A 22,124-nucleotide genomic window follows, 5' to 3' on the forward strand; every position below is an offset into this window, starting at 1 on the left:
CCTCAGCGGACCGCGGCGTTCATGCGGCGTCCGCGTCCAGCTTCGATGAATCTATGGAACCTATGCTTGCAAGGCGAGCGCTGCACAACGAATGAAAAAGGAGGCTTCCCGTCATCGTAACGATGTGGGGCCTCCTTTTTGCGTGCATTACATTAAAAGATCTGCGAGCTCGCTCAATGACGAGACGCTAAAGGTTGGCTTAATACCTTCAATCGGCTCCCGGCCGCTGCGATTCAACCATACACTAGGCATGCCGACTCCATTCGCACCCTTAATGTCCGTAAGCATGTTGTCGCCAATCATCCAGCAATCCCGAGCTTCTTCGCCAAGTTCCTCCAGCACCTTCTCATATATGAGGGGATAAGGCTTGCCAACCTCAAAATGGCCGGATATAAATATGTGTTCGAAAAATACGCCCAGTCCTTGCACGCCATCGACCTTCTCCTGCTGGAGACTCGGATCGCCGTTGGTGAGCAGTACCATGCGGTACGTCGGCTTCAGCGCCTTCAGCGCAGCAAAGGTATCATCATAGACAAAAGGCCTCGATCGCCGCTCTGTCATGAACCGTTCCGCAAGCTCGCTAGACAACGCGCCGGCCTTGTCGCCATCCGCACCCGCACGTGCAAGGGCATTCCGCCAAACATCGCGGCGATAGCCGGCGGCGATCGCCTCCAGTCTGCGAAGCATCGGATGATCGCCACGGTCGAAACGCGCCCACAGCGCTTCCAGCTCGGTCACTTCGATCGCTTCCGCATAACTATAGGTATCGTAGCTTCGGAACAACCGTCCCGCTTCTTCTCTGACCAATGCCTCCAGCCTGGCTCCACCGACGCCCGTCTCTTGTTCCGCAAACAAGCAGACCGTCTCGAACGCTTCCTTCATGCTCCGTTCATCCCATATCAACGTGTTATCCAAATCGAATATTAACGTGCTTGGCCTAACCTTGATTCCCGACATCATTGTTATTACGCTCACCTTCTCCTATAGCTGGACTGCTCTTATGGAAATGGTAAGCGAAGTTGTGCTTTCATGTCAACATTATGTTGATATGTGTTGTCTAAAACAAATAATCATGACCAATTACAACTAAATCCCGATTCCTAAATACGAAACAATCCTTGCCCGCTCAGAGGCACAATCGGATCGTGATCCGCTTGCAAGCCATTGCCATTATTGGACAGCGCGATATCGACGAGCCAGCGCGTTAATGCGGCCACCTGCATCGTCTCCATCTCCTGCAGGCTGAAGAAGCCCGCTTCGTCCACCTCGACCCCGTCAGCCTTCGGCTCGCCGGACGCGTACTCCATTGCGAACGCCAGATAGACGTTGTGAATTCCTCTTGGCTGATCCCGCAGCGCTACGATGCGGGTCGCTTCAGCCACGATGCCCGTCTCTTCGAACACTTCGCGCTTGATCGTCTCCTGAATGGGCTCAAGCTGTTCGATATAGCCCCCAGGGTTGGTCCAAAATCCCTTGCCCGGTTCTTGCGCACGCCGAACGAGCAGCACCTTGCCTTCCTTCACGACAAGCGCGCCGACGCCTATGCTGTAATTCCCCCAATGGATAAAACCGCAGCCTTCCCTTGCGCACGCTTTGCGCGGCGTGTCATCGATTACGATCTCCGCCAGCGCGGATCCGCACTTCATACAAAAATTCGCTTCCATCCGTTCCCCTTCTCTCTTCCCCTATACATCCAAAAATCGCTCCAATTCGGACAGTCTCTCCGCCGTCAAAGGTTCCGCGTTACTGAAGCGCAATATCGCTTCCGGCCGGAGCGGCCATGCAATCCGCCTCGGCGCAAGGGAAGCGGCAAACGTATCCCAATTCGCTAATTTCCAATCGTCTAGCTTCGAACCTCGTTCTACGATACGCGCCCGGTAATCCGCTTCGGCCGGCAGGGTGACGAACAATACCTTCACGTCCACGTTGTCCCGCGACTCGCCGACGCGGCCAAACTCGCGGTCCAACCAGGTTGAATCGGCAATTTCTTTCGTAAAGGGTCCAATCACGAACGCCTCCGTCCCGAGGGCGACATTTTCGAGCGCGGCGTCCATCGTGATCCGATAACCCAAATCTCTGCACAATGCCTTATACGCGGCTGAATCCCGGTCATCCGGATCAAGCCCCTGAAGCGTCATGATGGCTACCGCCGCCGGTCGAAGCAGCGTATCCATATCCAAAAAGGCGCTGCCGCGTCGGGCGGCAAGCGCCTTGGCAACCGTTGTTTTGCCAGCTCCGGCACCGCCTAGAATAAAAACGAGCCTTTTCACCTGCCTGCACCTCCACTTCACGAGTGTATGTCAAGAATAGCCCAAATTCCCGCCTTTCGTAAATGCAAAAAGGGATCCCCGAAACGCACAATAGATGCGCGCTTCGGGGATCCCCCTTGCTGTCCACTATTAGACAACCCGTAAATCGACGGTAACGTTCCCTCTCGTCCCTTTGGAATACGGACAAATGTCATGCGCGGCGTCCACGAGCTGCTTAGCCGTCTCTGGATCGACCCCGTCCACCTTCACGTCAAGCGTCACGCCGAGCTTGTAGCCGTTATCCGCTTCGTCTCGCAGGAGCGACACGTTCGCGGTAACCTGCGTTCCCGTGACGCCTTGAGCGCCTTTGGTCCGGATGGCCAGCTGCAGCGCTTGGTCAAAGCAGGACGAATAGCCTGCCGCGAACAGCTGCTCCGGATTTGTTCCTTGGCCGTCCACGCCGCCTAGCGCCTTGGGCATTTTGATATCCAAATTCAATACGTTGTCCGAAGAAACGACCTTGCCGGACCTTCCACCGGTTGCCGTTACCGTAGCCGTGTATAATACGCTCATCGTTCCCGTCCCTTCGCATCCTTATAGTCGGTTGATCCATATGCTTCCGTATTGTGGGTCAAGGGGAGGAAAGTTATGCAGCGTTATACAGCGTTACGCCGCGGCCTTCAGAGGCAGCGCCGCCTTGCCGCGTTCGCTCAAGGCGATCCGTAGGATCGTTAAGCCGAGCGCCGCGACCGTGATCATCGCCAGACCGATCGCCGAGCCAAAGATCGTGCCGCCCCCATATACAAGCCGCATCGCGCCGTCGACCGCGTTGGGCACCGGTAGGAAGCTGCCGAGATCGCGATAAAACGGCGAAAGCATAGATGTCGAAATGATGTTGCCCGCGGTCATCAGCTGGACCGGAATCAACAAGACGTTGAAGAGCGGAGCCGCATTGCCGAAATAGGCAAAGGCAAACTGCGTGACGGTCAAACTAGCGGCAAAGACGAGCATTTCGAAGCCCCACAGCTGCCAAAAAGAAGCTTCCACCACCAAGAAAAGCTTGGTCGCGGCCGACATAAGCAGCGGCACGACGATCGCGATCCCCGCCAAAATCAGCTGCCTGCTCAGGAAAATGTCCCATTTGGAATATTCGCGCTTCAAGCGCAGGGACGAAATATTAAATTGAATGTTCGCCGTCATGGACGCGATATAAGGGATGAAGCCGAGGATCATCGGCAGCATCGATGTCGCGAAGTTGGAAACCGGATTCGTCTTGACGACTTCGCCTTGAATCGGCAAAGGCTTGGCTTCCGGAACGATGACACCGTTCAAAGCCGTCGTCAACTGTGCCGCCATCCCCTCCATTACCGCTTTGACGACCTCGGAGCTTCGATCATTGACGTAATAGGTCAGTCGTGCCCCGCTTCCGGATTGCGCTTGCTCGGCCAAGCCCGCGGGAAGCGCTATGACCATATCCATCTTGCCTTCGTTCATGTCGTCCATCGCCGCATCAAGCTCCGCCTGCGGAATCACTTGGAAGGGCATGCTAGCCATGACGTTCGCGATCCGATCTTCCGCGCCTGCGGCTTCGCTCCCGACGAGCCCGACGCGAAGCTGGTCGATCCGGTCCGTCGCATGATTATAGCCGGTCATCCAAATAAGCAGGAATACGGCGGGAACGAAAATCGAGAATACGATTCCGATCCGGGTTTGCAAAATGTTCAACATCGGTCTAGCAGATTTCAAGTCCATCCATCCTCTTGTGTGTATATTTTCTGTATTCGATCAGTCCTGCAGGTTGTCTTGCATCGTGCGGATCACGCGCTCGAATAGCTCCAGCTCCTCGTCCGAAATGCCTCGCAACGCCTGAGCTCTCGTCTTTGCCTCCCAAGGGGCAAGCTGATCCAATACGCGTTCCGCCTCTTCCGTCATGTACAACAGGAAGGCGCGCCGGTCCGATGGGTCCGGACTTCGCTTAATGAGGTTTTTGGCTTCAAGCTTCTCAATGATCTTGCCAGTCGTCGCTTGATCCTTGTACATTTGATCGGCCAGCTTCTTCTGGCTGATGCCGTCCTTCAATCGCAGGTTCACGAGCAGCCCGAACTGCTCCGGCGTCAAGTCGAACGCCTTGGTGTGCGCGCCCATGACTCTGCGGTATGCGGATGCCGTATGATGAAGCAGATAACCGAGCGAGCGGTCATCGCGCGTGGACATTGTAAATCGAGCTCCCTTCCGCAATTCATATGTATACATATTATATGTGTACATATTATTTGGCGTCAATGTTCCATTTATTGGGGACGAGTCGGAATACAACAAAAAAACTGCCGCTCGGGCAGTTTTTTGGGAACAGGTTATATGGGAACTGGGTATTCGATTCAAAGAATGATGCGAACAATGAGTGCGCTGCGTTCGCCGTCTATAGTTCGATCGACTCTCCCGGCGCCAGTACTTTGCCTTGTAAGCCGCGGTTCGCAAGCTTCGCAACAAAGGATTCCGCATCCTGCTTAATAACAGGGAAGGAGTCGTAGTGCACCGGGATGACCAGCTTCGCGTTGTACCACTCCGCCGCTTGCAGCGCATCCTCGGGTCCCATCGTGTAATGATCGCCGATCGGAATGAAGGCGACGTCGATGGCGTTGCGCTCGCCGATCATTTTCATATCGCCGTAGAGCGCCGTGTCTCCCGCATGCAGAATCGTCAGACCGTCGGCGCGAACGATAAAGCCCGCCGGCATGCCTGCGTACAAGATTTGCTGCGACTCCTCCAAGACGATGCCCGAGCTGTGGAATGCTTGGATCATTTTGGCTTGCGCAAAACCAAGATCGACCGTACCGCCCATGTTCATGCCGATCGTCTTTACGCCCTTCCAGGACATATACGTCGCCAACTCCACGATGGCCACGACCGGCGCGTCGTTCGCTTTGGCGATCGGCTCCGCATCCAACAAGTGATCCATATGCGCGTGCGTTAGCAGAACCGCGTCCGCTTGGATATCTTCCGGCTTCGCCACCGCGAGCGGATTGCCTCTGAGGAACGGATCAATGACGAGCGATTTGCCTTCGGACGTCACGAGTTGGATGCACGAATGACCGTGATAAACGATTTTCATAGGATTTCCTCCTTTGGTTTGTTATCTGGTTGTTCGCCGCGAGCAATGCCTTTCACCGTGCGGCGCAGGATAATATTGGACATTGGACGCCGACGTGAACTAATTCGCCCGGTCAAGACCAAATTCCTCTCTCCATGCTGCGAGAACGATGTTGAAACAAAGAAAGAGGAACTCCTGTTATTCCAAAACGTTGCGCAAATGGAGCGAAAAGAAAAATAGGCGCAGGCAATGGCAAAATGTGGTTGACAGTTATTACCGTCATGTTTTATTATACGAGTAAATAAATTTGACCGTGTAAAACGATTAGGATGTGAAAATATGTTGGACCAATACTACATGATCACGAACTACGACCAGCTCAAGGCGCTCAGCGACCCGTTCCGGGTGAAAATTCTGAACATGCTCATCGAGGGCTCCTATACCGGCCAGCAGATTGCGCATAGTCTTGAGATTCCGCGAGCCAAAATCCACTATCATCTGAATGAACTGGAGAAGTACGGATTCATTCACGTCGTTCACACGGAAGCCAAAAACGGCATTATCCAGAAGTTTTACCGTTCGGTTGCGTACAGCTTCCGCATTGCCGACGACCTGCTGCCTTACGCGTCCGAAGTCGGGGATTATTATCGACACAGCATGTTGGAGGTGCTAAACCGGGCGAGACTGCGCGTCATCTCCGCCCCCGAGGAAGCCTTCCACACGACAATCGAAGACGTGACGCGTCGCCCGCGTCTCATGATGCAGGCGGAAATTCGGGCAACTGAGGCGCAATTCGTCGACTGGCTCGTCCGCTTCCGCAAGCTCGTGGAAGAGCTCGACCAGCTTCCGGAACCGGAAAATCCGGATGAAGCCAAATGGTACTACTTCTCCGGCATCGGGCTGCAAATCGACGAGCCCCGCTTCGGGACCGACCGCGAGCCGGCCGTCGAAGAACCGATTTCCGAACAAGAAGACCCATCCATCACCCTCAAGGAGGAAGAAGAATGAACCCTATGCACCCGTATCCATTCGAGAAAATGCATCAGGCGCAGCAGGCCGAAATGGTCCAACGCGCCCGCCATGCGTGGAAATTCGCCGAGGCGAAGCCGCGCAAGAGAATTGTCGCCAGATTGATCGAACGTCTCGCGAGAAGAAAGGACGATGCGCTGAAACGTCAGGCCTATCTGGTCTTGGAGGAAATGCTGCGCCACGAGAACGACGAATTCCGCCTGCGCGCCGCCGAAATTATTCTCCGTCCCGCTCGCGGCGCCGCGATCCCCCGCTCGGTCCATCGTTCGTAATGCGCGCATCCCGCCTAATCGCAGCGATGCGAATCCAACTTATTCTCGCCACCCGTCCCGCTGCATGCCATAAAATCAAAGCTTGCATGTATAAAAGCTCCTTCCCGGGCAAGACCTTAAGAGAGGTCGTCATTCCGCGGAAGGAGCTGTTTTTATGCTGCGCTATCAAATCGCCGCCATGTTCGTTGCCGTCAGTCTCATTCTCGTTCCCACCCGGGTGCTGACGCGACCAGAAGCCCTCGCCGCGCCAGTCCTCGCCACACAGCGCGATAATCCGATCGCGGGGACGTACTTCGTCACCGAAGGCGCGCTCAGCAAGCCGTCCGCCCACACGCCGACCTGGATCGCTTACACGTATTTGGACCAAATGCGCAAACCATACGGCCTCCGTCAGCCGAAAAAAGAGATGATCGTTCGGCGCATCGCAAGGCACGAAACCGGCGGCTATACGGTACATATGGAGCAACAGCTTCACGGAAGACCCGTATTCGGCGGCGAACTGGCGCTGCGTATTGATGCCGAAGGGGTCATCCGCCGCGTAGAAGGAACCGTGTATCCACAGCTAGCGAGCCGCGTGTTCAAGAAGTTCCCGGCCCTTAGCGTCAGACGTGCGGAGCAGAAAGCAAGAGCGTCGTATAAGGGGGCCGGCCAGCTTAGAGCGCAGCCCGTCACGTCGCTGTATTATTTGCCCGCGCGGGCAGGCGTTCCGCTCGTCTACGACTTTACGTTCCAGGTTGAAGGGGCCGCGGACAGCCAAGCCATTTATCGCGCGCAGGTTCATGCCGTAATGGGCCATGTGCTGAAATAGCTACCCTTTCGCTGCCGCGTTCGTCTTTCCGGCTTCCGCCTTGTCCGTGAAAAACCACTTCATCATCGGCGGCGTCACGATCGTCGTCAGCAGCACGACCACGACAAGCACCGCGAACAAGTCCGGCTGCAGCAAGCCTGCTTCCTGTCCGATCGCGGCGATGATGAGCGCGACTTCGCCGCGCGATACCATCGCCGCTCCGATGCCTAGCGCGCCGCGCCAGCCGAAGCCCGCCGCCTTTGCGCCTAACGCAGACCCCAGAAGTTTGGAGACGATTGCGATCACGGTCAGACCCGCGATCAGGCCGAGCTGGGACGAAATGCCCGAGAACTCGACTTTGACTCCGACCGACGTGAAGAAGACCGGCACGAACACGGCGTAGCTAATGATCTCGATTTTCTCCGTGACCTCGTGCCTGTAACCCGTGAAACTAATCGCCACGCCCGCCATGTAAGCGCCGATGATGGCAGCCACGCCCGTGTATTCGGCCATATAAGCGAACACGAAGCATAGGATCAATGCCGCCGATACGACCGATTCCGTCACGCGAAGCGGCGCGAACATCCGCAGCACAAGCGGCACGAGCTTCCACGCCGCCAGGATGCCGACCGCGAAAAATGCGACTTTCTTCAAAATGACGACGCTCAAATTGACATCGCCGCCTGCCAAGCTCATGACGAATGCCAGCGCGATGATGACGAGCACGTCGTCTATGACAGCCGCACCCAAAATCGTCGCCCCTTCTCTTGACTTCAACCGGCCCATCTCCTTGAGCGCTTGAACGGAGATGCTCACGCTCGTGGCCGAAAGCAGCAAGCCGAGAAACACCGATTCGAGCGGCGGCAGTTCCATGAGCACGCCCGCCCCGTACCCTAGCGCGAGAGGCAACGCGATCCCGGCCACCCCGACATAAGACGCCGCTTTGCCCGTACGCTTGAATTCCTCCGCATCCGTCTCGAGACCCGCCAAGAACATCAGCAGAATAACGCCGATCTGGCTGAGCTCCTCCAATACGTCCGTCGCCGTAATCAGTCCCAGCACGGCCGGTCCCAAAACAATCCCGATGAGCAGCTTGCCCAATACGGCCGGCTGTCGAAGCTTCACGCTCAAATCGCCAGCCAGTTTGGATGCTAGCAAAATGATGGCCAAATCAAAAATCAACATCGTTCAACACCTTCCTCATTCCTTTAGTATGGATTCTTCGATGACCCGTATGCGCAAAAGGAGCCCGCCACCAGCGGATCCCGTGCGCTAGGCACGGCGATCCCTTGGTGACAGGCTCCTCCGGGTCGTTGCTCGTATTCGATTGTTACTCCTCTTCCCACGCTAGCGAGAGAATCAGCTTCGCCTTAAAGAGCGCCGTCAGGAGATCCGCGTAATGCTCAGCCCGAACAATAATCTTATACGTATGATCGGGGTATACGTAGAACAGCGCGTCCGTATAATCATCGTTGTCCTCGAACAACCGCTGGATGTCTTTCATCCTTGCCGCATATGGATCGGCTTGAATCAGGCGAATTCGAAATTCGGTTTCCTCGCCGTCCCGTGCCTCTTGCATCTCGATTACGGTATCGTCGATCTCGTATCGTATCATCGTTGCCTCTCCTTACATCAAGTATCGGACGTAAACATATACGCTTGCCATCGCAATAGAGAGCAGCATGAGCGGGAACCCGATCTTCAGGTAGGAGAGAAACCGGATCGGATACCCTTCCTTGCCCGCCAATCCCGCCACGATCAAGTTCGCGCTCGCGCCGATCAAGGAGCCGTTGCCGCCCAGACAAGCGCCCAGCGCCAGACTCCACCAGAGCGGCTCGAGATTATCCATGCCCATCTGCCCCATCTCTTGAATCATCGGGATCATCGTGGCCACGAACGGGATGTTGTCAAGGAACGCGGACGCGATCGCGCTTAGCCACAAAATCAGCATCGACGTCGCGAGCAGGTCTCCCCCCGTCAGCTCGATCGCCTTGGCGGCCAGCTGCGCGATCACCCCGGTCTCAACCAAGCCGGACACCAAGGCGAACAGCCCGATGAAGAAGAAGATCGTCGTCCACTCCACCCGGGTGAGTGCTTGCTCCATCTTGTGCTCGCCCGTCAATAGCAGCAGCACGAAGGCGCCGGTCAAGGCGACGGCCGACGACTCCAGATGCAGCGTCTGGTGCAGGAAGAAACCCAAAATGGTCAGTCCCATGACGATCAAACACTTCATCAGCAGCTTGCGGTCCGTAATGAGCTCCGACATATCCAGCTTCATGACGTCGGCCTGCAGCTCGGGCGTCGTCCGAATCTGCTTGCGGAACATCCAGATGAAGAGCGGAATATAGACCAGCATGATCAGGATGACGATCGGCGCCAGGTTGTAGATAAACGCCATGAACGTCAGCTCTTCCACTTCGCTGCCGATCATGATATTCGGCGGGTCGCCGATCAGCGTCGCGGTGCCGCCCACGTTCGACGCGATAATTTGCGTGATGAGGAACGGAATCGGATTGACCCGAAGCTGTCTCGTAATGCTGAATGTGACAGGGACCATAAGCAGCACGGTCGTCACGTTGTCGAGAAAGGCCGAGCCGAACGCCGTGATTAGCGCGAGGGCGACCAGAATGCGCACAGGCTCTCCTTTCACCTTCTTCGCCGCCCAGACGGCGACGTATTTGAACAGCCCGGTATCTGCGGTTACGCTTACGATGATCATCATCCCGACCAACAAGCCAAGCGTGTTGAAATCGATATGATGGAGCGCCGCCTCCTGCTCCACGATGCCGAATACGACCATCGCCAGCCCGCCCAGCATGGCTAGGATCGTCCGGTGAATCTTCTCCGAAATAATTAAACCATAGATCAAAAGAAAAATGCTGATTGCCCAGTAAGCCTGCTGCTCCACTTGTACTCCTCCTTGCTTAATGCGTGATGCCCTAACCTTGGTATACCCCAAAAAAGACAAAAAGAGCCCGCTGTTGGCAGGCTCCTCCGGTAATCTCCATATGATTAGATGTCGTAATTATAGCGGCAAGCGGTTCCAGTTGTAAAGAGCGCCTACGTGCTGAATATGCCGTCCAAATACGCTTTGAGATCAACCCTAATCGGCATCAGATAGACGTTGGTTCCGGTCGTCTCGCCATAATCGAGCACCCGCCGCGCGAATCGCACATTCCAATCCAGTGACGGCTCGAAGCTTGCCGGGAACACCGCGTTGTTCTTCGTCTCCCAATAGTTGCGAGACCTCTCGCTGGTGACGGGCGACACGCCCCAGTAAATCTCTTGCCCATCCATCAACTCGTGATAGACTTCCATCAGCCGCAGGTCGAAGAACGGCTGGGTGAAAAATCCGTCGGCGCCCGCGTCCAGCTTGCGTTGGATATAGTCGTATTCGCCGCGGAAGTTGTCCCGATACGGGTCGATCGCCCCGTATACCTTCATCGCCGGACGGGCTTGCTTCAGCTTGCGGATTAATTCCACGCTCGTCGTCGGATAAACCGAGCGGTTCATATCCTGCGGCGGGTCCCCGGTCACGACGAGCACTTGGTTGATGCCTCGCTCATCCAGTACGTCCAGGAGGCCGAAATCCTGCTTCAAATTAAAATCGATGGCCCGAATATGCGGAATACAGGTGCCGAAGCGGCGGCTCGCCTGCGCGGCGCCTTCCCAGCTGCGCATCGACAAGCGCAGCAAATCCGGTATATTAATCGCATTGATCGCGGCATAGCCCGTGTGCACGAGCTCAAGCTCCGCTTCCAAATGGGCGGTGTCCCTCGGTATAAGCTCAATTGAGATGTTCAGCGCGGCCACATCCATTCTATCATCATCTGTCCCCTACGATCGGCATGCATCTGCGCGCCAATCTATCATTCCGACGCTACACTACTATTCTATGTCCGTCTACGGAAAAGGAGATCGTGTTCATCCCAGTCTATCATAATTCACTAGACCAGGAGGTCGTCCAAACGAAAATATTATGGCCGCGAGCTGCATGCCAACTCCCAGAATTACGCCGTGCCTGCTGCGCGCTCATCTGGGCAAATCCCGGCAAGGCGACGATGACGCGCGGCCCGTTCGTCCCGACATTCCGGCACCGCCTATCGCGTCTCCTCCGACTCCAATCCGAGCGGCGCGCCAAAGCATAGCCGGTAGCCGTAGAGGTCTTCCACGATCAAATCGCGCATGCGGTAAGCCATATTTTCCGGGCCGAAAATAATGTTGGCCCCGCTGGCCTTGAACTCCTGGTACACCGCGTTCACATCGTCCACCCAAATGTACGTGTCGAGTTCGACGCCCACACGCCGGTTCGGACGAACAGCCCCTTCCACCTTGCTCTCCTTGAACAGAAACTGCACCCCGTCGCGCATCACGAACTCGCCGTCCACCGCGAACCCGAGCACGTCGCTGTAATAGCGCTGCGCCTCTTCGAGATCAGTGACGATAAAAACATGCGAGGCATAGTTAAAGCTGGGGCCATGAGGGCCTTGCGCCTTCTGCTGATCCTGAATCACGAACGCTCACTCCCAATTAACATGTTACCCTCTACTATTTACCAGAATGCTGAAAAGCATTACAACAAACGCGGCGAGCGGGCGACGAAGGCATGAAGGAGGAAGCGCAAAAAGACAGCACACGTCAATAAGGAGGCGCCCCAAAAGTCATCATGATGATGACGTCGGGACACCTCTTCCCAATTAAATGGGGTGAAGGCTGGTTTAACCCAAGTTAGGGCGATCGACGAAGCTGAGCTCGGCCTTCTCGGTTCCGTGCAGCTCGAATACGATGAACTCGTTCTCGCCTTCGCGAAGCAGCGGAGCGGGAATGTAGAGCGTCTTCTGCGGGCCCGCTTCCCAGTATCGGCCGAGGTTGAACCCGTTGCAGTAGACGACGCCCTTCGTCCAGCCTCTCGTCTCCAGGAACGTGTCGCACGGCTTGCCTTCCACGTGGAGCACCGCGCGGTGGAACCTCGGCTGCGGGTAGGCTGGCTCCGCGGCCGCGAAGTCGAGCGCATCCAAGTTGTCGAGAGGGAGACAGTATGTCGACCAGCCGAACAGGAACGCATTGCCGATGCGCACGCCCTCGGTAATGCCCTTGCGGTCCAGCATATACGGTCCGTAATTGATCCGCCCCATGTTCTCGACGACAATCCGCAGCTGAATGCCGCCTGCCGGCACGGCGTACCGGATCTTCTTGGTCTTGTCGGCGCGCTCGATCACGCCAAGGAACCGATCGTCGGCGAAGACGAGCGCGCGGTCATGGCAGTCCTGAATGACGAGCTCCTCCTCGTCGCGCGGGCCGGAGACGAACGTCTCGTAGACGATAAAGCCGTCGTTCTGGCCGAGCGCTTCCATCGTCTCCGGCGCGGCGGTCCGAATCGGGGACGACAGACGCGACAGTTGACCGAACAAACCGACGGATGCCTGCACCGCGATCGTGCCATAAGCCTTGGTCGGAATCGGTGCCGGCAGCTTCAGCTCGGGCAGCGTCTCGAACTGCGCGATCACGTCCCGCACCGCGTAGAACTTGACCGTCGGCTCGCCTGTCTCGCTGAGCGGAGAATCGTAGTCGTAGCTCGTAATCGTCGGCTGGTACTCGTCGCGAGACGGACAGTTCGCCCCGCTCATGTAGCCGAAGTTGGTGCCGCCGTGGAACATATAGAAGTTGACCGAAGCGCCGAGCTCCATCATATCCCGGAAATGCGCGGCGGCATCTCCCGCCTCGCGGGTATGATGCGGCTCGCCCCAATGATCGAACCAGCCGTTCCAATATTCCATGCACATGAGCGGACCTTCCGGTTGGTAGCGCCGCAGCATCTCGAACGAACGAGCGGCCTGCGAGCCGAAGTTCGCCGTTTCCAGCACGCCTTCAACCATGCCGCCCTGCAGCATGTGATGCTCCGGCCCGTCGGAGGTAAACAGCAGCACATCGATGCCGCGGGCGACGAGTCCGTCGCGCAAATAATTCAGGTACGCCTTGTCGTTGCCGTAGCTGCCGTACTCGTTCTCGATCTGCACAGCGATGACCGGTCCGCCGTGCGTGAGGAGCAGCGGCTTAAGCAGCGGCAGCAGCGTATCGTAATAGTCGTCCACGTGCTTCAAGTACGGCTCGTGCATGCAGCGCAGTTTCATGCCCGGATCCGCCAGCAGCCAAGCCGGCAGCCCGCCGAATTCCCACTCCGCGCAAATATACGGGCTTGGGCGCACGATGACGTGCAGCCCCAGGTCGCCGGCCAACCGGACGAATGCCGGCAGGTCCGCGATCCCCTCGAAATTGAACCGTCCTTTCTTCGGCTCGTGGAGATTCCACGGCACATACGTCTCTACCGTATTGAATCCGCAAGCCTTCAGCTTCAACAGACGGTCTTCCCAATATTCAGGCACGATTCTGAAATAATGCACCGCGCCGGATAAAATCCGAATCGGCTCCCCGTTCAGCACGAATGATTGGCCTTCTACGCCGAAATGTCCCATCGATCCTTCACCTTCCGTTATGTAGTCCCTTATTCCTCTTCATCGTAATGAGGATGGGAAGCCAATCGAATAGCCAAACCGTCCGATTGATTGACCTTTTGAGAGAGGGTCTTTTATACTGATGGCACTAGTCGCAATTCATTGTCAGGGAGGCACGCGTTACATAATGGACAACATCATCCGTCTTCCAAATATGATCAGTACGCTGCAGACGGTCGGCTGCCATTTCGGCGTCAAACCGCCGGGCTGGCGCTACGAGCGCCACCATCATTTTCTGTTCGAGATTCTCCACTGCCGTGAAGGCGAGGTAACCCAAATCGTCGGACAAGATGCGCTGACGCTGCGGGCGGGCGACTGGCTGCTGATCAAATCCGGCATTCCGCACGAGACGATCAATGAAGCGTCCGGCGACCTCTACCGATATTTCAATGTTCATTTCGATCTGGACGAACCGAAGCTGCGCGAGCTGCTCTGCAGCGCCGATTGCGTCCTGTTGAGCGATGACGAGGTCAATCCCGCCGAAGGGAGCGCCGGTCAGCTCGCCGAGCTCGAGACGATCATGAGCCTTCATGGCGAAGAAGGGGAAGCCGGCATGGAAAGCGCGATCGGGCAGCTTCGCATTCAGGTATTCCTTCTTCAGTTGATCGGCAAATTCGCGGACAAGCTGTTCACGGAAGGCCCGCAAGCCGCCCCTTCCGCTTCTAGATCGCCGGCAACGACGAGCGAAACGGAGATTGCCCGGGAAATGGAGCGGCTGCTGAAGCTCTACTATGCCCGCAAAGGCGCGATCAGCGAGGTGGCGCGCACGATCGGATTAAGCCGCAGCCAATGCACGAAAATTTTCCACAATATCTACGGCCAGTCGCCGCGTCAATATGTGAGCGCGCTCGTCCTGAGCCGGGCCAAGCATCTGCTCGTCTACTCGACACTGACGATGGAGCGGATCGCGGAGGAGCTTGGTTTCGAATCGGCTAGCCAATTCTCCCGGCAATTCCGACGCTGGACCGGCATGGCGCCTTCGCACTATCGGCCTCGCTACGAATCCAAGCGGTAGGAACGACTGCCGCACTGGCCGAACTTATGCATGAAAAGAGGACACGACATGAATATTCGTACCGCAAACGAACGAGATCTGCCCGCCATCGTGCGCTTGCTTAGCGAGGATGAGCTGGGATCGACCCGCGAGCTGATCACCGACCCGCTGCCAGCCGCTTATATGGAAGCATTCGCACGCATCCAGCATCAACGGGGCAATTCCGTCCTCGTGGTCGAATCGGACGACGAAATCGTGGCCTGTCTGCAGCTCACCCTTATTCCCGGACTTGCCCGCAAAGGCATGCTTCGCGCGCAAATCGAAGGCGTGCGGGTCGACGGTCGTTACCGCGGCCGCGGAATCGGCGAGCAGCTGTTCCGGCATGCGATCGATGCCGCTCGCCGCGAAGGCTGCGGGATGGTCCAGCTGACGACGGACAAGAGCCGCGCCGATGCCCGCCGCTTCTATGAGAAGCTGGGATTCGCCGCTTCGCACGAAGGCATGAAGCTTATGTTAACCTAATTGTTCCCGCACAGAAGGAGTACATCATGATGAACGCAATGAACGCGGCCGACCGCCGGCCGCTCCTCGGCATGCTGCTGGCCATGACCATCTTCGGCACGGTCGGCTTCGCGGCAGGCTTCACCGGCTTAAGCTCGTACGAGCTCGTCTTCGTCCGCTGTCTATGCGGCACGCTGTTCCTCGCCGCCGGGTGGCTATTGTCCGGACAAGCCGCCCGCGAGCGGTGGAACCGCAAGGAAGTGCTGCTCGTGCTTGCCAGCGGGCTATTGCTCGTTTTCAACTGGGTCTTCCTGTTCCGCGCCTTCGAATTGATGCCGGTGACGGTGGCGATCTCGATCTATTACTTCGCGCCGGTCATCGTGCTGCTCGCGGGCAGCCTGCTGTTCCGGGAGCAGCTGACCTGGCACGCGGTCGTCTCCATCGCGCTGTGCACCTTGGGCACGGCGCTCGTATCCGGCATCCGGTTCGACATGCCGCCATCCGATTGGCTGGGGGGCGGCGTCCTGTGGGCGTTCCTCGCCGCGCTGTTCTACGCCGCGCTCACCCTGCTCGGCAAAGGCATTCGCACCATGAGTCCCTACGCCGTATCGATGCTGCAGACGGCGCTCGGGGTCGCCATCTTGCCGCCGTTCGTCCATTTCGGCGCTTACGAGGGACTATCGGCAAGCAACTGGACGGCGGCTGCCATCGTGGGGGTCGTGCATACCGGGCTCGTCTACTTCCTCTTCTTCGGCAGCGTCCGCCATCTGTCCGCCCGCGCCATCTCCGCCCTGGTCTTCCTCGATCCGGGCGTGGCGATCCTGGTCGATATGGGGCTGAGCGGATTCCGTCCGACTTGGCCGCAAGCCGCCGGCATCGCGCTGACGTTCGGCGGCATGGCCGTGATGCTGCTTCGCCGGGATTAATCAGAGACGAAGAGAAACATAAAGGGAGCATGCCGGCGTCGCGTTCCGCGACAATGGCATGCTCCCTTATTCGGTTTAAAATTCAATGCCCCGGACCTTCGCGAACACGAGCGTGTCCCGAAGCGAGCCGTCGACGCCAAGCTTCTCCATGCGAAGCAGCCCTTCCCGCGTAAACCCGCACCGCTCCGCCACCGCGGCGCTGCGAACGTTGCGCGCATCGCAGCGGATTTCGATCCGATTCGCCCCCAGCTCATGGGCCGCGAAGCTTGTGATGCGATGGACCGCTTCGGTGATGTACCCTTGCCCGGTGAAGCCGCTTCGCGCCCAATAGCCGATCTCGAATTTGCGCGCCTCCCATTCGATCCGGTGCAGGCCGCTCGATCCGACGAGCCGTCCGGTTGCCTTCTCGATCAGCAGCAGCCACAAATCCGAACGGTCCAAGTAACGCGCCCGACCTTCGCGGACGGTAATCTCGGATTGCGCCACGCTCGGCAGCTCGACCGCCCATGGCATCCAAGCGGATAGCTCAGGCATGCTCTCGGCGACCGCTTCGTTCAGCATTGCCCCGTCGCCCCAGCGCGGCGCCCGGATAAGCAATCTTTCGCTCTCGAACTGCTCCGCCACCTCCAACAGCTGCGGATGTACGTTTTGGTCCTCCATCGCCACGCCCTCCTCCGTTGTTTATAACTCCCACTATCGCATACGGCAAGAATCATTGTCTATTCGTTTTTCGGCAGATTGCGCATAATTCGCCTTCTCACTGCGCATGCTCAGGGCAGTTCACGATTCGAGCGGAGGAGATGCTGAAATGCCCGACTGGCTGGAGGCCGCGATTCGCACGTTGACGGCCATCGTCATTCTGTTCTTCCTGACCAAAATGCTCGGCAAGCGTCAGGTGTCCCAACTGTCGGTATTCGAATATATGACCGGCATTACGATCGGCAGCTTGGCCGCGTACGTCTCGATTAATTTAAGCACCCCATGGTACCTCGGGCTCGTCTCGCTCGTCGTGTGGGTCTCGTTCTCGTATGGCATGGAATTCGCCCAAATGAAAAGCAAGCGGGTGCGCGCGTTCGTCGAAGGCAAAGCGACCGTGCTCATCCAGCAAGGGCATGTGCTGGAAGCCAATATGCGCAAGGAGCGTCTGACGACGGACGAGCTGCTGCAGGAGCTTCGCCGCAACGGCGTGTTCCGCCTGGCCGACGCGGAGTTCGCCTTGATGGAGACGAGCGGCGAGATCAACGTCATGACCGCCGCCGAAGGAAGACCGCCAACGAGGCGGGATTTCGGCATGCACACGGGGATGAAGCGCGAACCGATCGCCGTGCTGATGGACGGCGTTGTCATGGAAGAGCAGCTCGCATCCATTCGGCTCAACCGGGGCTGGCTCGATCACGAGCTGGCCCAGCGGAGCCTTGCTGCCGAGGACGTGTTCCTCGCCCAGCTCGATGCCGACGGCGAGCTCTATATCGATCTTTACCGCGACGCGACCGAGTCCTAGGTTGGCGGATAAGCGGATGGGTTGGCGTCCAGCGACGGAGAATAGGTGCAAACCGCGGGCGTCCAAGCTTATAATAAGGGTATTACCGCATGGGAGGCCCCTTATGAAACGAATCAAAATGCTGACGACCGGCGGCACGATCGCGATGCAAAGCAATCCCGAAACAGGCGTCGTGGAACCGATCGAAGGCCATCATATGACAAGCTGGCTGGACCATAGCTCCAGTATCGATATGGAAGACGTCTTCAACAAGCCGAGTCCGCACTTGACGTTCGCCGACCTGCATCTGCTGCTAACCAAGGTCAAGGCCAACCTGGACGATCCGCAGATCGACGGCATCGTCATCACCCATGGGACAGATACGCTGGAGGAAACCGCGTATTATCTCGATCTTCATCTGCCGCTCGGCAAGCCCGTCGTATTGACGGGCGCGATGCGCTCCTCCAACCAGATCGGCTCGGACGGTCCGACCAACTTGGTCAACGCGATCCGGACGGCGGGCAGCCCGGGGGCGGTGGGCAAAGGGGTGCTCGTCGTCTTTCAAGACGAGGTGCACGCGGCGCGCTACGTGACCAAGACGCATACGTCAAGCCTCTCCTCCTTCAAATCGCCCGAATTCGGGCCGATCGGGTACGTGGAGAAGCATCAGGCCGTGTTTCATTACAAGCCCCGTCAGCAGGAGAACTACCCGGCATCGGCGGAGATGAAATCCGTCTACATCGTGAAGGCGGCCATCGACATGGACAGCGCGATGATCGACTTCTTGATTACCCGCGGCATCTGCGGACTCGTCATCGAGGCGTTCGGGCAAGGCAACGTGCCGCCGACGCTCATGCCGGGCATCAAACGGGCGATCGGCGCCAACATTCCCGTCGTGCTTGTCAGCCGCTGCGGCAGCGGACGCGTGCAGGATACGTACGGCTACGAAGGCGGCGGTCACAGTTTGAAGGCACTCGGCGTCATGTTCTGCAATCGTCTGAACGGGCCGAAGGCGAGAATCAAGCTCGCTTCGCTGCTCGCCGTCACGACGGATGCGGCCGTCATTCGCGAAGCGTTCGAAGCGGAAGCGAGCATGCCCGAATAAACCTGTTAACAAAGAAGGACCTCGCTTCCGCGCGAACTGCGCGAAACGAGGTCCTTTTGTTTGAGCGTAAATAACCACGGGTTGAGACCGCCATCTTTACGCAAATCGAACATCCCGATAACCAAGCGTTAACGATCGCTGCCTACAATTAGCAGCATGGAGGTGAGAGGCATGTACTACGAAGAAGACCGGGTTCCGTACGACCAGCCGGACGACATCGCGTATCCGCGCGAGGAATCCCACCAGGGCCCATCGAAGCCTGAGACCGTCTAAACGCGAAGCAGCTGTCTGCGACAGGTGCTTTTTCTTTGCTTCCAGCTGCCGCTCTCGAGGATCGCATGCCAAAGAGGCCTTGTCTCCCGCTTCTAGAAGCGATATTCCAAGACCTCCCGCACTGCTCGGCACATCCGTCCCTTACATCGGCTGCGTTAGGTACATCAATGCGGCTTTGCCGTCTTTCATATAAAAATGCACCCGCAAGTAATCCCCCCACCGGTAGCTCCAGGCGACGGACGACTTGGAATTGGGCTCCCCGATCTTCTCGAGCAGCTCGGCTTCGGTCGATCCGACCCCGGCGCCGCTGCTCGTACGGTAACGATCATCCACGAAAAAGTAGCTAAGACTCATTGCAATCACACCCTCTTCGTAAACGACGACCTTCCGCGCCTCCCCGAACATCTCGTCGAAATAACCGATTTCCTCTTTCGGCGTTAACTTGGCTTCCTCTCGCTCCCAATCGGGGAACAGCTTCCCGTCTACCTCCAGCAGCTCCGCGTCGTAGCTGCCCTCATTCACGGTGTCCTCCTTGCGCTCCATGGCCAGCTGCTGCTCATCACGGAAAGCCGCAATCTCCGCCAGCTTCGATTCCGGTTTGAACAGCCGGTGCATGAGGAGCAGCGTGTTCTCGTTCGCATAGAAAGACTGGCCTTTCCACAGGATCGTATTCGTCGCGACCTCGTACGGAATCTCGAATGTTTTGCCGCCGTCCCGGATTCGAAAATAGACGTCTTCGCGGTTGTTCGCCATGGGCGCCCGGGCTTTCTCGAAGTCCAGTCCGTACAAGCTCTGCATCAAATACGATTGCTCCATGACGCTGAGATCGATGTCCTCGCCGCCGTCCGGCCGATGAATGCTGATGCCTTCCTGTCGGTCGATCACGAACGGCAGCTGCTCGCGAAGCAACCCGGTCAGGGGTTCGGTCTCCGCGGGAGGCTGCGGCTCGATCGCTTCCTCCCGGCCGTCCGGCGTCGGCTGCTCGTCGGGTGTAACCTCCCCGGGCGTGCTCGCTTCGTTCGGCTGTCCCGCCGTCCGGCTCTCTGCGTCTCTCAACCAGCCTGTATACGGCCCGGCGGGCAGTACGCCCATTACCAGCACGATCAACGCCAGCGCGCTTGCCAAGACGGCAGCCACCCTCCTTTTGCTGCCTCTGTTTCGTTTCTCGTTCATCCCTTTGGCCTCCCGCTCGATCTGCAGCATATGCCGGGGCGTAAAGGTTCGCTGCCCGGCAGGCTCCGTCGTCTTCAACAATCGTTCCCAATCAGCGTCAAATTCGTTCATAGGACGCGCCCGCCTCCTTCCAATAGACCGCGACTTTCTGCCTGGCCCGCGACAGCCGGGATTTGACCGTGCCTTCGGAGACGTCCAGCAGCTTGGCGATTTCTTTCAGCGGCATTTCATATTTGACGTGCAGCAGCAGCACCTCTCTGAATTTAACCGGCAGTTTCATGACCGCCTGCCACAGATCCGAGATCGCGGTCCGTTCCATGACCATACGCTCGGCCGACGGATTCGAGCCTTTGCTCTCGATCCACGGCATAAGCGACACTTTGCGAAAGAAAGCGGTACGTCTGTAATTGATCGCGGTGTTCCGCGCTATCGTAAGCAGCCATGTCTTGATCGAAGACTCGCCGCGGAAACGGTCAATGCTGCGGTAGGCGCTCAGAAACACGTCTTGCGCGATATCGTCCGCCAGATCGCGGCTCTTCGTCAGCACGAAGGCCACGTTCCATACGTCCTGTCCGTATTTCTCCATCAGTTCCCGGAACAATTCGTCGCTCATCGCGCTCAAATGCTTCCAGTGCGCTTCCTCCATCTCCTCACCTCCAAGCCATTAGACAACGAAAGCAGTGAAGAAGTTCCCGATTTCCGGTAAAATGGAAAAATAAATTTTTGCTTGACCCTGACACTGATGTCAGCCTTTATACTGACGATGTACCCGATTCCATCGACAATCCCGGGAGGACGACATGAAAATCGGTCAACTATCGGAAGCGACGGGCGTCAGCATCCGCTCGCTCCGTTACTATGAACAACAAGGGCTCATCGCGTCGACCCGTCAGGCCAACGGGTACCGGACGTATTCGCCGCTGACGGTCGAAACCGTCGAAGCGATCAAGCTTTACTTGAACTTGGGACTGACGACGGAGCAGATCGCCGGCTTCCTTACCTGCGTCATCCAGAACAAGGAAGCGTTCTGCGCCGAGGTCATGCCCGTCTATGAGCGGAAGCTGGCCGAGATCGAGCGGCAAATTGTGGAGCTGACCCAAATCCGGACGAATCTCATCGACCGGATGGCGGCGTTGACCGCCGAACAAAACGAAGCAACCTGCGAGGAGTGTGGGACAAATGACGATTCGAAGCGCAGCCAGCCATGACGAGTTGAAGCGCATCGTGCAGGAGGGACTGGTGCTCGTCGATTACGGCGCGTCCTGGTGCCCGCCATGCAAAGTACTGCTGCCGATCCTGGAAGAGTTGGACCGCGACTTGGGCGGCGCCGCGACCATCGTGAAGGTGGACTGCGACGAGCTGCCGGACGCGGCCTCGGCTGCCGGCGTGATGAGCATGCCGATGGTCGTCGTCTACAAGGATGGCAGTCCGATGGATAAGCTGGTCGGCCTGCGTCCGAAGGCGGCGTACCGCCAGACGTTAGATAAGTATAGCTGAAAGGGCTTCGCCCTTCGACAACCCGTCCTTTACCTCCCCCAAGCCCCCTCGCGAGGGGGTTCCGAGGGACTCGTCCCTCTGGACACCCGAAAGGGACGTACCTGCCACGCGGCCGTCTTCGATGTGTCCTTTCGCGGGGAGCCCGCTAGTCCTTCGGACTGGCTCTTGTTCGCGCTTCGTTCGGGACGTGATGCCTTGGGGCGGGATCCTGCATGGGTATGCGCTTGATGCGGCT

26 protein-coding genes are annotated in these 22,124 nt (G+C 57.7%); 10 read left to right on the forward strand and 16 right to left on the reverse strand.

The window, feature by feature from the left end; all coding sequences use genetic code 11:
• Nucleotides 1–147 precede the first annotated feature (147 nt).
• From ACFSKT_RS21655 to ACFSKT_RS21685, 7 genes are all read right to left on the reverse strand, one after another.
• Nucleotides 148–960 carry an HAD family hydrolase gene (locus ACFSKT_RS21655; RefSeq protein ID WP_377776342.1) on the reverse strand — a complete coding sequence of 271 codons (813 nt, stop codon included), beginning with the start codon at nucleotides 958–960 and terminating at the stop codon, nucleotides 148–150.
• A gap of 140 nt (nucleotides 961–1,100) precedes the next feature.
• The gene (locus ACFSKT_RS21660; protein WP_377716622.1) at nucleotides 1,101–1,664 is read right to left on the reverse strand and encodes an NUDIX domain-containing protein; all 564 of its coding nucleotides are present in this window, start codon (nucleotides 1,662–1,664) and stop codon (nucleotides 1,101–1,103) included.
• Between the two features lie 21 nt (nucleotides 1,665–1,685).
• Nucleotides 1,686–2,270, reverse strand: coding sequence for a P-loop nucleotide/nucleoside kinase family protein (locus tag ACFSKT_RS21665; RefSeq protein ID WP_377716620.1), 585 nt, complete (start codon nucleotides 2,268–2,270; stop codon nucleotides 1,686–1,688).
• A gap of 129 nt (nucleotides 2,271–2,399) precedes the next feature.
• Complete coding sequence (locus tag ACFSKT_RS21670; protein WP_377716618.1) at nucleotides 2,400–2,822, reverse strand: organic hydroperoxide resistance protein; 423 nt, start codon at nucleotides 2,820–2,822, stop codon at nucleotides 2,400–2,402.
• A 93-nt stretch (nucleotides 2,823–2,915) separates the two neighbouring features.
• Nucleotides 2,916–4,001 carry a YhgE/Pip domain-containing protein gene (locus ACFSKT_RS21675; RefSeq protein ID WP_377716616.1) on the reverse strand — a complete coding sequence of 362 codons (1,086 nt, stop codon included), beginning with the start codon at nucleotides 3,999–4,001 and terminating at the stop codon, nucleotides 2,916–2,918.
• A gap of 33 nt (nucleotides 4,002–4,034) precedes the next feature.
• Nucleotides 4,035–4,463, reverse strand: coding sequence for a MarR family winged helix-turn-helix transcriptional regulator (locus ACFSKT_RS21680; protein WP_377716614.1), 429 nt, complete (start codon nucleotides 4,461–4,463; stop codon nucleotides 4,035–4,037).
• A 205-nt stretch (nucleotides 4,464–4,668) separates the two neighbouring features.
• Nucleotides 4,669–5,361, reverse strand: coding sequence for a metal-dependent hydrolase (locus tag ACFSKT_RS21685; RefSeq protein WP_377716612.1), 693 nt, complete (start codon nucleotides 5,359–5,361; stop codon nucleotides 4,669–4,671).
• A gap of 318 nt (nucleotides 5,362–5,679) precedes the next feature.
• Between ACFSKT_RS21685 and ACFSKT_RS21690 the strand changes: the two genes are divergently transcribed.
• The 3 genes from ACFSKT_RS21690 (at nucleotide 5,680) to ACFSKT_RS21700 (ending at nucleotide 7,449) form a co-directional block, all read left to right on the forward strand.
• A complete protein-coding gene (locus tag ACFSKT_RS21690) occupies nucleotides 5,680–6,348 on the forward strand; it encodes an ArsR/SmtB family transcription factor (RefSeq protein ID WP_377716610.1) in 669 nt (222 codons plus the stop codon).
• Nucleotides 6,345–6,641, forward strand: coding sequence for a hypothetical protein (locus ACFSKT_RS21695; protein WP_377716608.1), 297 nt, complete (start codon nucleotides 6,345–6,347; stop codon nucleotides 6,639–6,641). Before ACFSKT_RS21690 ends, ACFSKT_RS21695 begins: the two co-directional genes overlap by 4 nt.
• A 154-nt stretch (nucleotides 6,642–6,795) precedes the next feature.
• Nucleotides 6,796–7,449, forward strand: a complete 654-nt coding sequence (locus ACFSKT_RS21700; RefSeq protein ID WP_377716606.1) for a hypothetical protein — start codon at nucleotides 6,796–6,798, stop codon at nucleotides 7,447–7,449.
• Here the strand turns inward: ACFSKT_RS21700 and ACFSKT_RS21705 are convergent, their stop codons facing one another.
• From ACFSKT_RS21705 to ACFSKT_RS21730, 6 genes are all read right to left on the reverse strand, one after another.
• Nucleotides 7,450–8,613 (reverse strand): cation:proton antiporter, encoded by a 1,164-nt coding sequence (locus tag ACFSKT_RS21705; protein WP_377716604.1) that lies wholly within the window; start codon nucleotides 8,611–8,613, stop codon nucleotides 7,450–7,452.
• A gap of 145 nt (nucleotides 8,614–8,758) precedes the next feature.
• Nucleotides 8,759–9,043 (reverse strand): hypothetical protein, encoded by a 285-nt coding sequence (locus ACFSKT_RS21710; protein ID WP_377716602.1) that lies wholly within the window; start codon nucleotides 9,041–9,043, stop codon nucleotides 8,759–8,761.
• Between the two features lie 12 nt (nucleotides 9,044–9,055).
• Nucleotides 9,056–10,336, reverse strand: a complete 1,281-nt coding sequence (locus ACFSKT_RS21715) for an ArsB/NhaD family transporter (RefSeq protein ID WP_377716600.1) — start codon at nucleotides 10,334–10,336, stop codon at nucleotides 9,056–9,058.
• Between the two features lie 152 nt (nucleotides 10,337–10,488).
• Nucleotides 10,489–11,247 (reverse strand): methylenetetrahydrofolate reductase, encoded by a 759-nt coding sequence (locus ACFSKT_RS21720; RefSeq protein ID WP_377776343.1) that lies wholly within the window; start codon nucleotides 11,245–11,247, stop codon nucleotides 10,489–10,491.
• Between the two features lie 281 nt (nucleotides 11,248–11,528).
• The gene (locus ACFSKT_RS21725) at nucleotides 11,529–11,942 is read right to left on the reverse strand and encodes a VOC family protein (RefSeq protein WP_377716596.1); all 414 of its coding nucleotides are present in this window, start codon (nucleotides 11,940–11,942) and stop codon (nucleotides 11,529–11,531) included.
• 204 nt (nucleotides 11,943–12,146) lie between these two features.
• Nucleotides 12,147–13,901, reverse strand: a complete 1,755-nt coding sequence (locus tag ACFSKT_RS21730; RefSeq protein ID WP_377716594.1) for a glycoside hydrolase family 35 protein — start codon at nucleotides 13,899–13,901, stop codon at nucleotides 12,147–12,149.
• Nucleotides 13,902–14,067: 166 nt separating this feature from the next.
• Between ACFSKT_RS21730 and ACFSKT_RS21735 the strand changes: the two genes are divergently transcribed.
• The 3 genes from ACFSKT_RS21735 to ACFSKT_RS21745 are packed head-to-tail and all read left to right on the forward strand — an operon-like array spanning nucleotide 14,068 to nucleotide 16,361.
• Nucleotides 14,068–14,955 carry an AraC family transcriptional regulator gene (locus ACFSKT_RS21735; RefSeq protein ID WP_377716592.1) on the forward strand — a complete coding sequence of 296 codons (888 nt, stop codon included), beginning with the start codon at nucleotides 14,068–14,070 and terminating at the stop codon, nucleotides 14,953–14,955.
• Between the two features lie 48 nt (nucleotides 14,956–15,003).
• The gene (locus ACFSKT_RS21740; RefSeq protein WP_377716590.1) at nucleotides 15,004–15,456 is read left to right on the forward strand and encodes a GNAT family N-acetyltransferase; all 453 of its coding nucleotides are present in this window, start codon (nucleotides 15,004–15,006) and stop codon (nucleotides 15,454–15,456) included.
• Nucleotides 15,457–15,482: 26 nt separating this feature from the next.
• Nucleotides 15,483–16,361, forward strand: a complete 879-nt coding sequence (locus ACFSKT_RS21745) for a DMT family transporter (RefSeq protein ID WP_377716588.1) — start codon at nucleotides 15,483–15,485, stop codon at nucleotides 16,359–16,361.
• Nucleotides 16,362–16,436: 75 nt separating this feature from the next.
• Here the strand turns inward: ACFSKT_RS21745 and ACFSKT_RS21750 are convergent, their stop codons facing one another.
• Nucleotides 16,437–17,021 (reverse strand): GNAT family N-acetyltransferase, encoded by a 585-nt coding sequence (locus tag ACFSKT_RS21750; protein ID WP_377716587.1) that lies wholly within the window; start codon nucleotides 17,019–17,021, stop codon nucleotides 16,437–16,439.
• 148 nt (nucleotides 17,022–17,169) lie between these two features.
• Between ACFSKT_RS21750 and ACFSKT_RS21755 the strand changes: the two genes are divergently transcribed.
• Together ACFSKT_RS21755 and ACFSKT_RS21760 are read left to right on the forward strand one after the other, a co-directional pair.
• Nucleotides 17,170–17,862 carry a DUF421 domain-containing protein gene (locus tag ACFSKT_RS21755; RefSeq protein ID WP_377716585.1) on the forward strand — a complete coding sequence of 231 codons (693 nt, stop codon included), beginning with the start codon at nucleotides 17,170–17,172 and terminating at the stop codon, nucleotides 17,860–17,862.
• Between the two features lie 103 nt (nucleotides 17,863–17,965).
• Nucleotides 17,966–18,946 (forward strand): asparaginase, encoded by a 981-nt coding sequence (locus ACFSKT_RS21760; RefSeq protein WP_377716583.1) that lies wholly within the window; start codon nucleotides 17,966–17,968, stop codon nucleotides 18,944–18,946.
• Between the two features lie 414 nt (nucleotides 18,947–19,360).
• Here the strand turns inward: ACFSKT_RS21760 and ACFSKT_RS21765 are convergent, their stop codons facing one another.
• Together ACFSKT_RS21765 and ACFSKT_RS21770 are read right to left on the reverse strand one after the other, a co-directional pair.
• Nucleotides 19,361–20,503, reverse strand: a complete 1,143-nt coding sequence (locus ACFSKT_RS21765; protein ID WP_377716581.1) for a hypothetical protein — start codon at nucleotides 20,501–20,503, stop codon at nucleotides 19,361–19,363.
• Nucleotides 20,490–21,038 carry an RNA polymerase sigma factor gene (locus ACFSKT_RS21770; protein ID WP_377716580.1) on the reverse strand — a complete coding sequence of 183 codons (549 nt, stop codon included), beginning with the start codon at nucleotides 21,036–21,038 and terminating at the stop codon, nucleotides 20,490–20,492. The genes ACFSKT_RS21765 and ACFSKT_RS21770 overlap by 14 nt, the downstream gene beginning before the upstream one ends.
• Nucleotides 21,039–21,192: 154 nt before the next feature.
• Between ACFSKT_RS21770 and ACFSKT_RS21775 the strand changes: the two genes are divergently transcribed.
• Together ACFSKT_RS21775 and ACFSKT_RS21780 are read left to right on the forward strand one after the other, a co-directional pair.
• On the forward strand, nucleotides 21,193–21,600 hold the full coding sequence (locus ACFSKT_RS21775; RefSeq protein WP_377716579.1) for a MerR family transcriptional regulator: 408 nt from the start codon (nucleotides 21,193–21,195) through the stop codon (nucleotides 21,598–21,600).
• Nucleotides 21,572–21,889 carry a thioredoxin family protein gene (locus tag ACFSKT_RS21780; protein WP_377716577.1) on the forward strand — a complete coding sequence of 106 codons (318 nt, stop codon included), beginning with the start codon at nucleotides 21,572–21,574 and terminating at the stop codon, nucleotides 21,887–21,889. Before ACFSKT_RS21775 ends, ACFSKT_RS21780 begins: the two co-directional genes overlap by 29 nt.
• Nucleotides 21,890–22,124 lie beyond the last annotated feature (235 nt).

Origin of the sequence: Paenibacillus xanthanilyticus (assembly GCF_042682185.1) — a bacterium.
Taxonomy (GTDB): Bacteria; Bacillota; Bacilli; order Paenibacillales; family Paenibacillaceae; genus Paenibacillus_Z; species Paenibacillus_Z xanthanilyticus.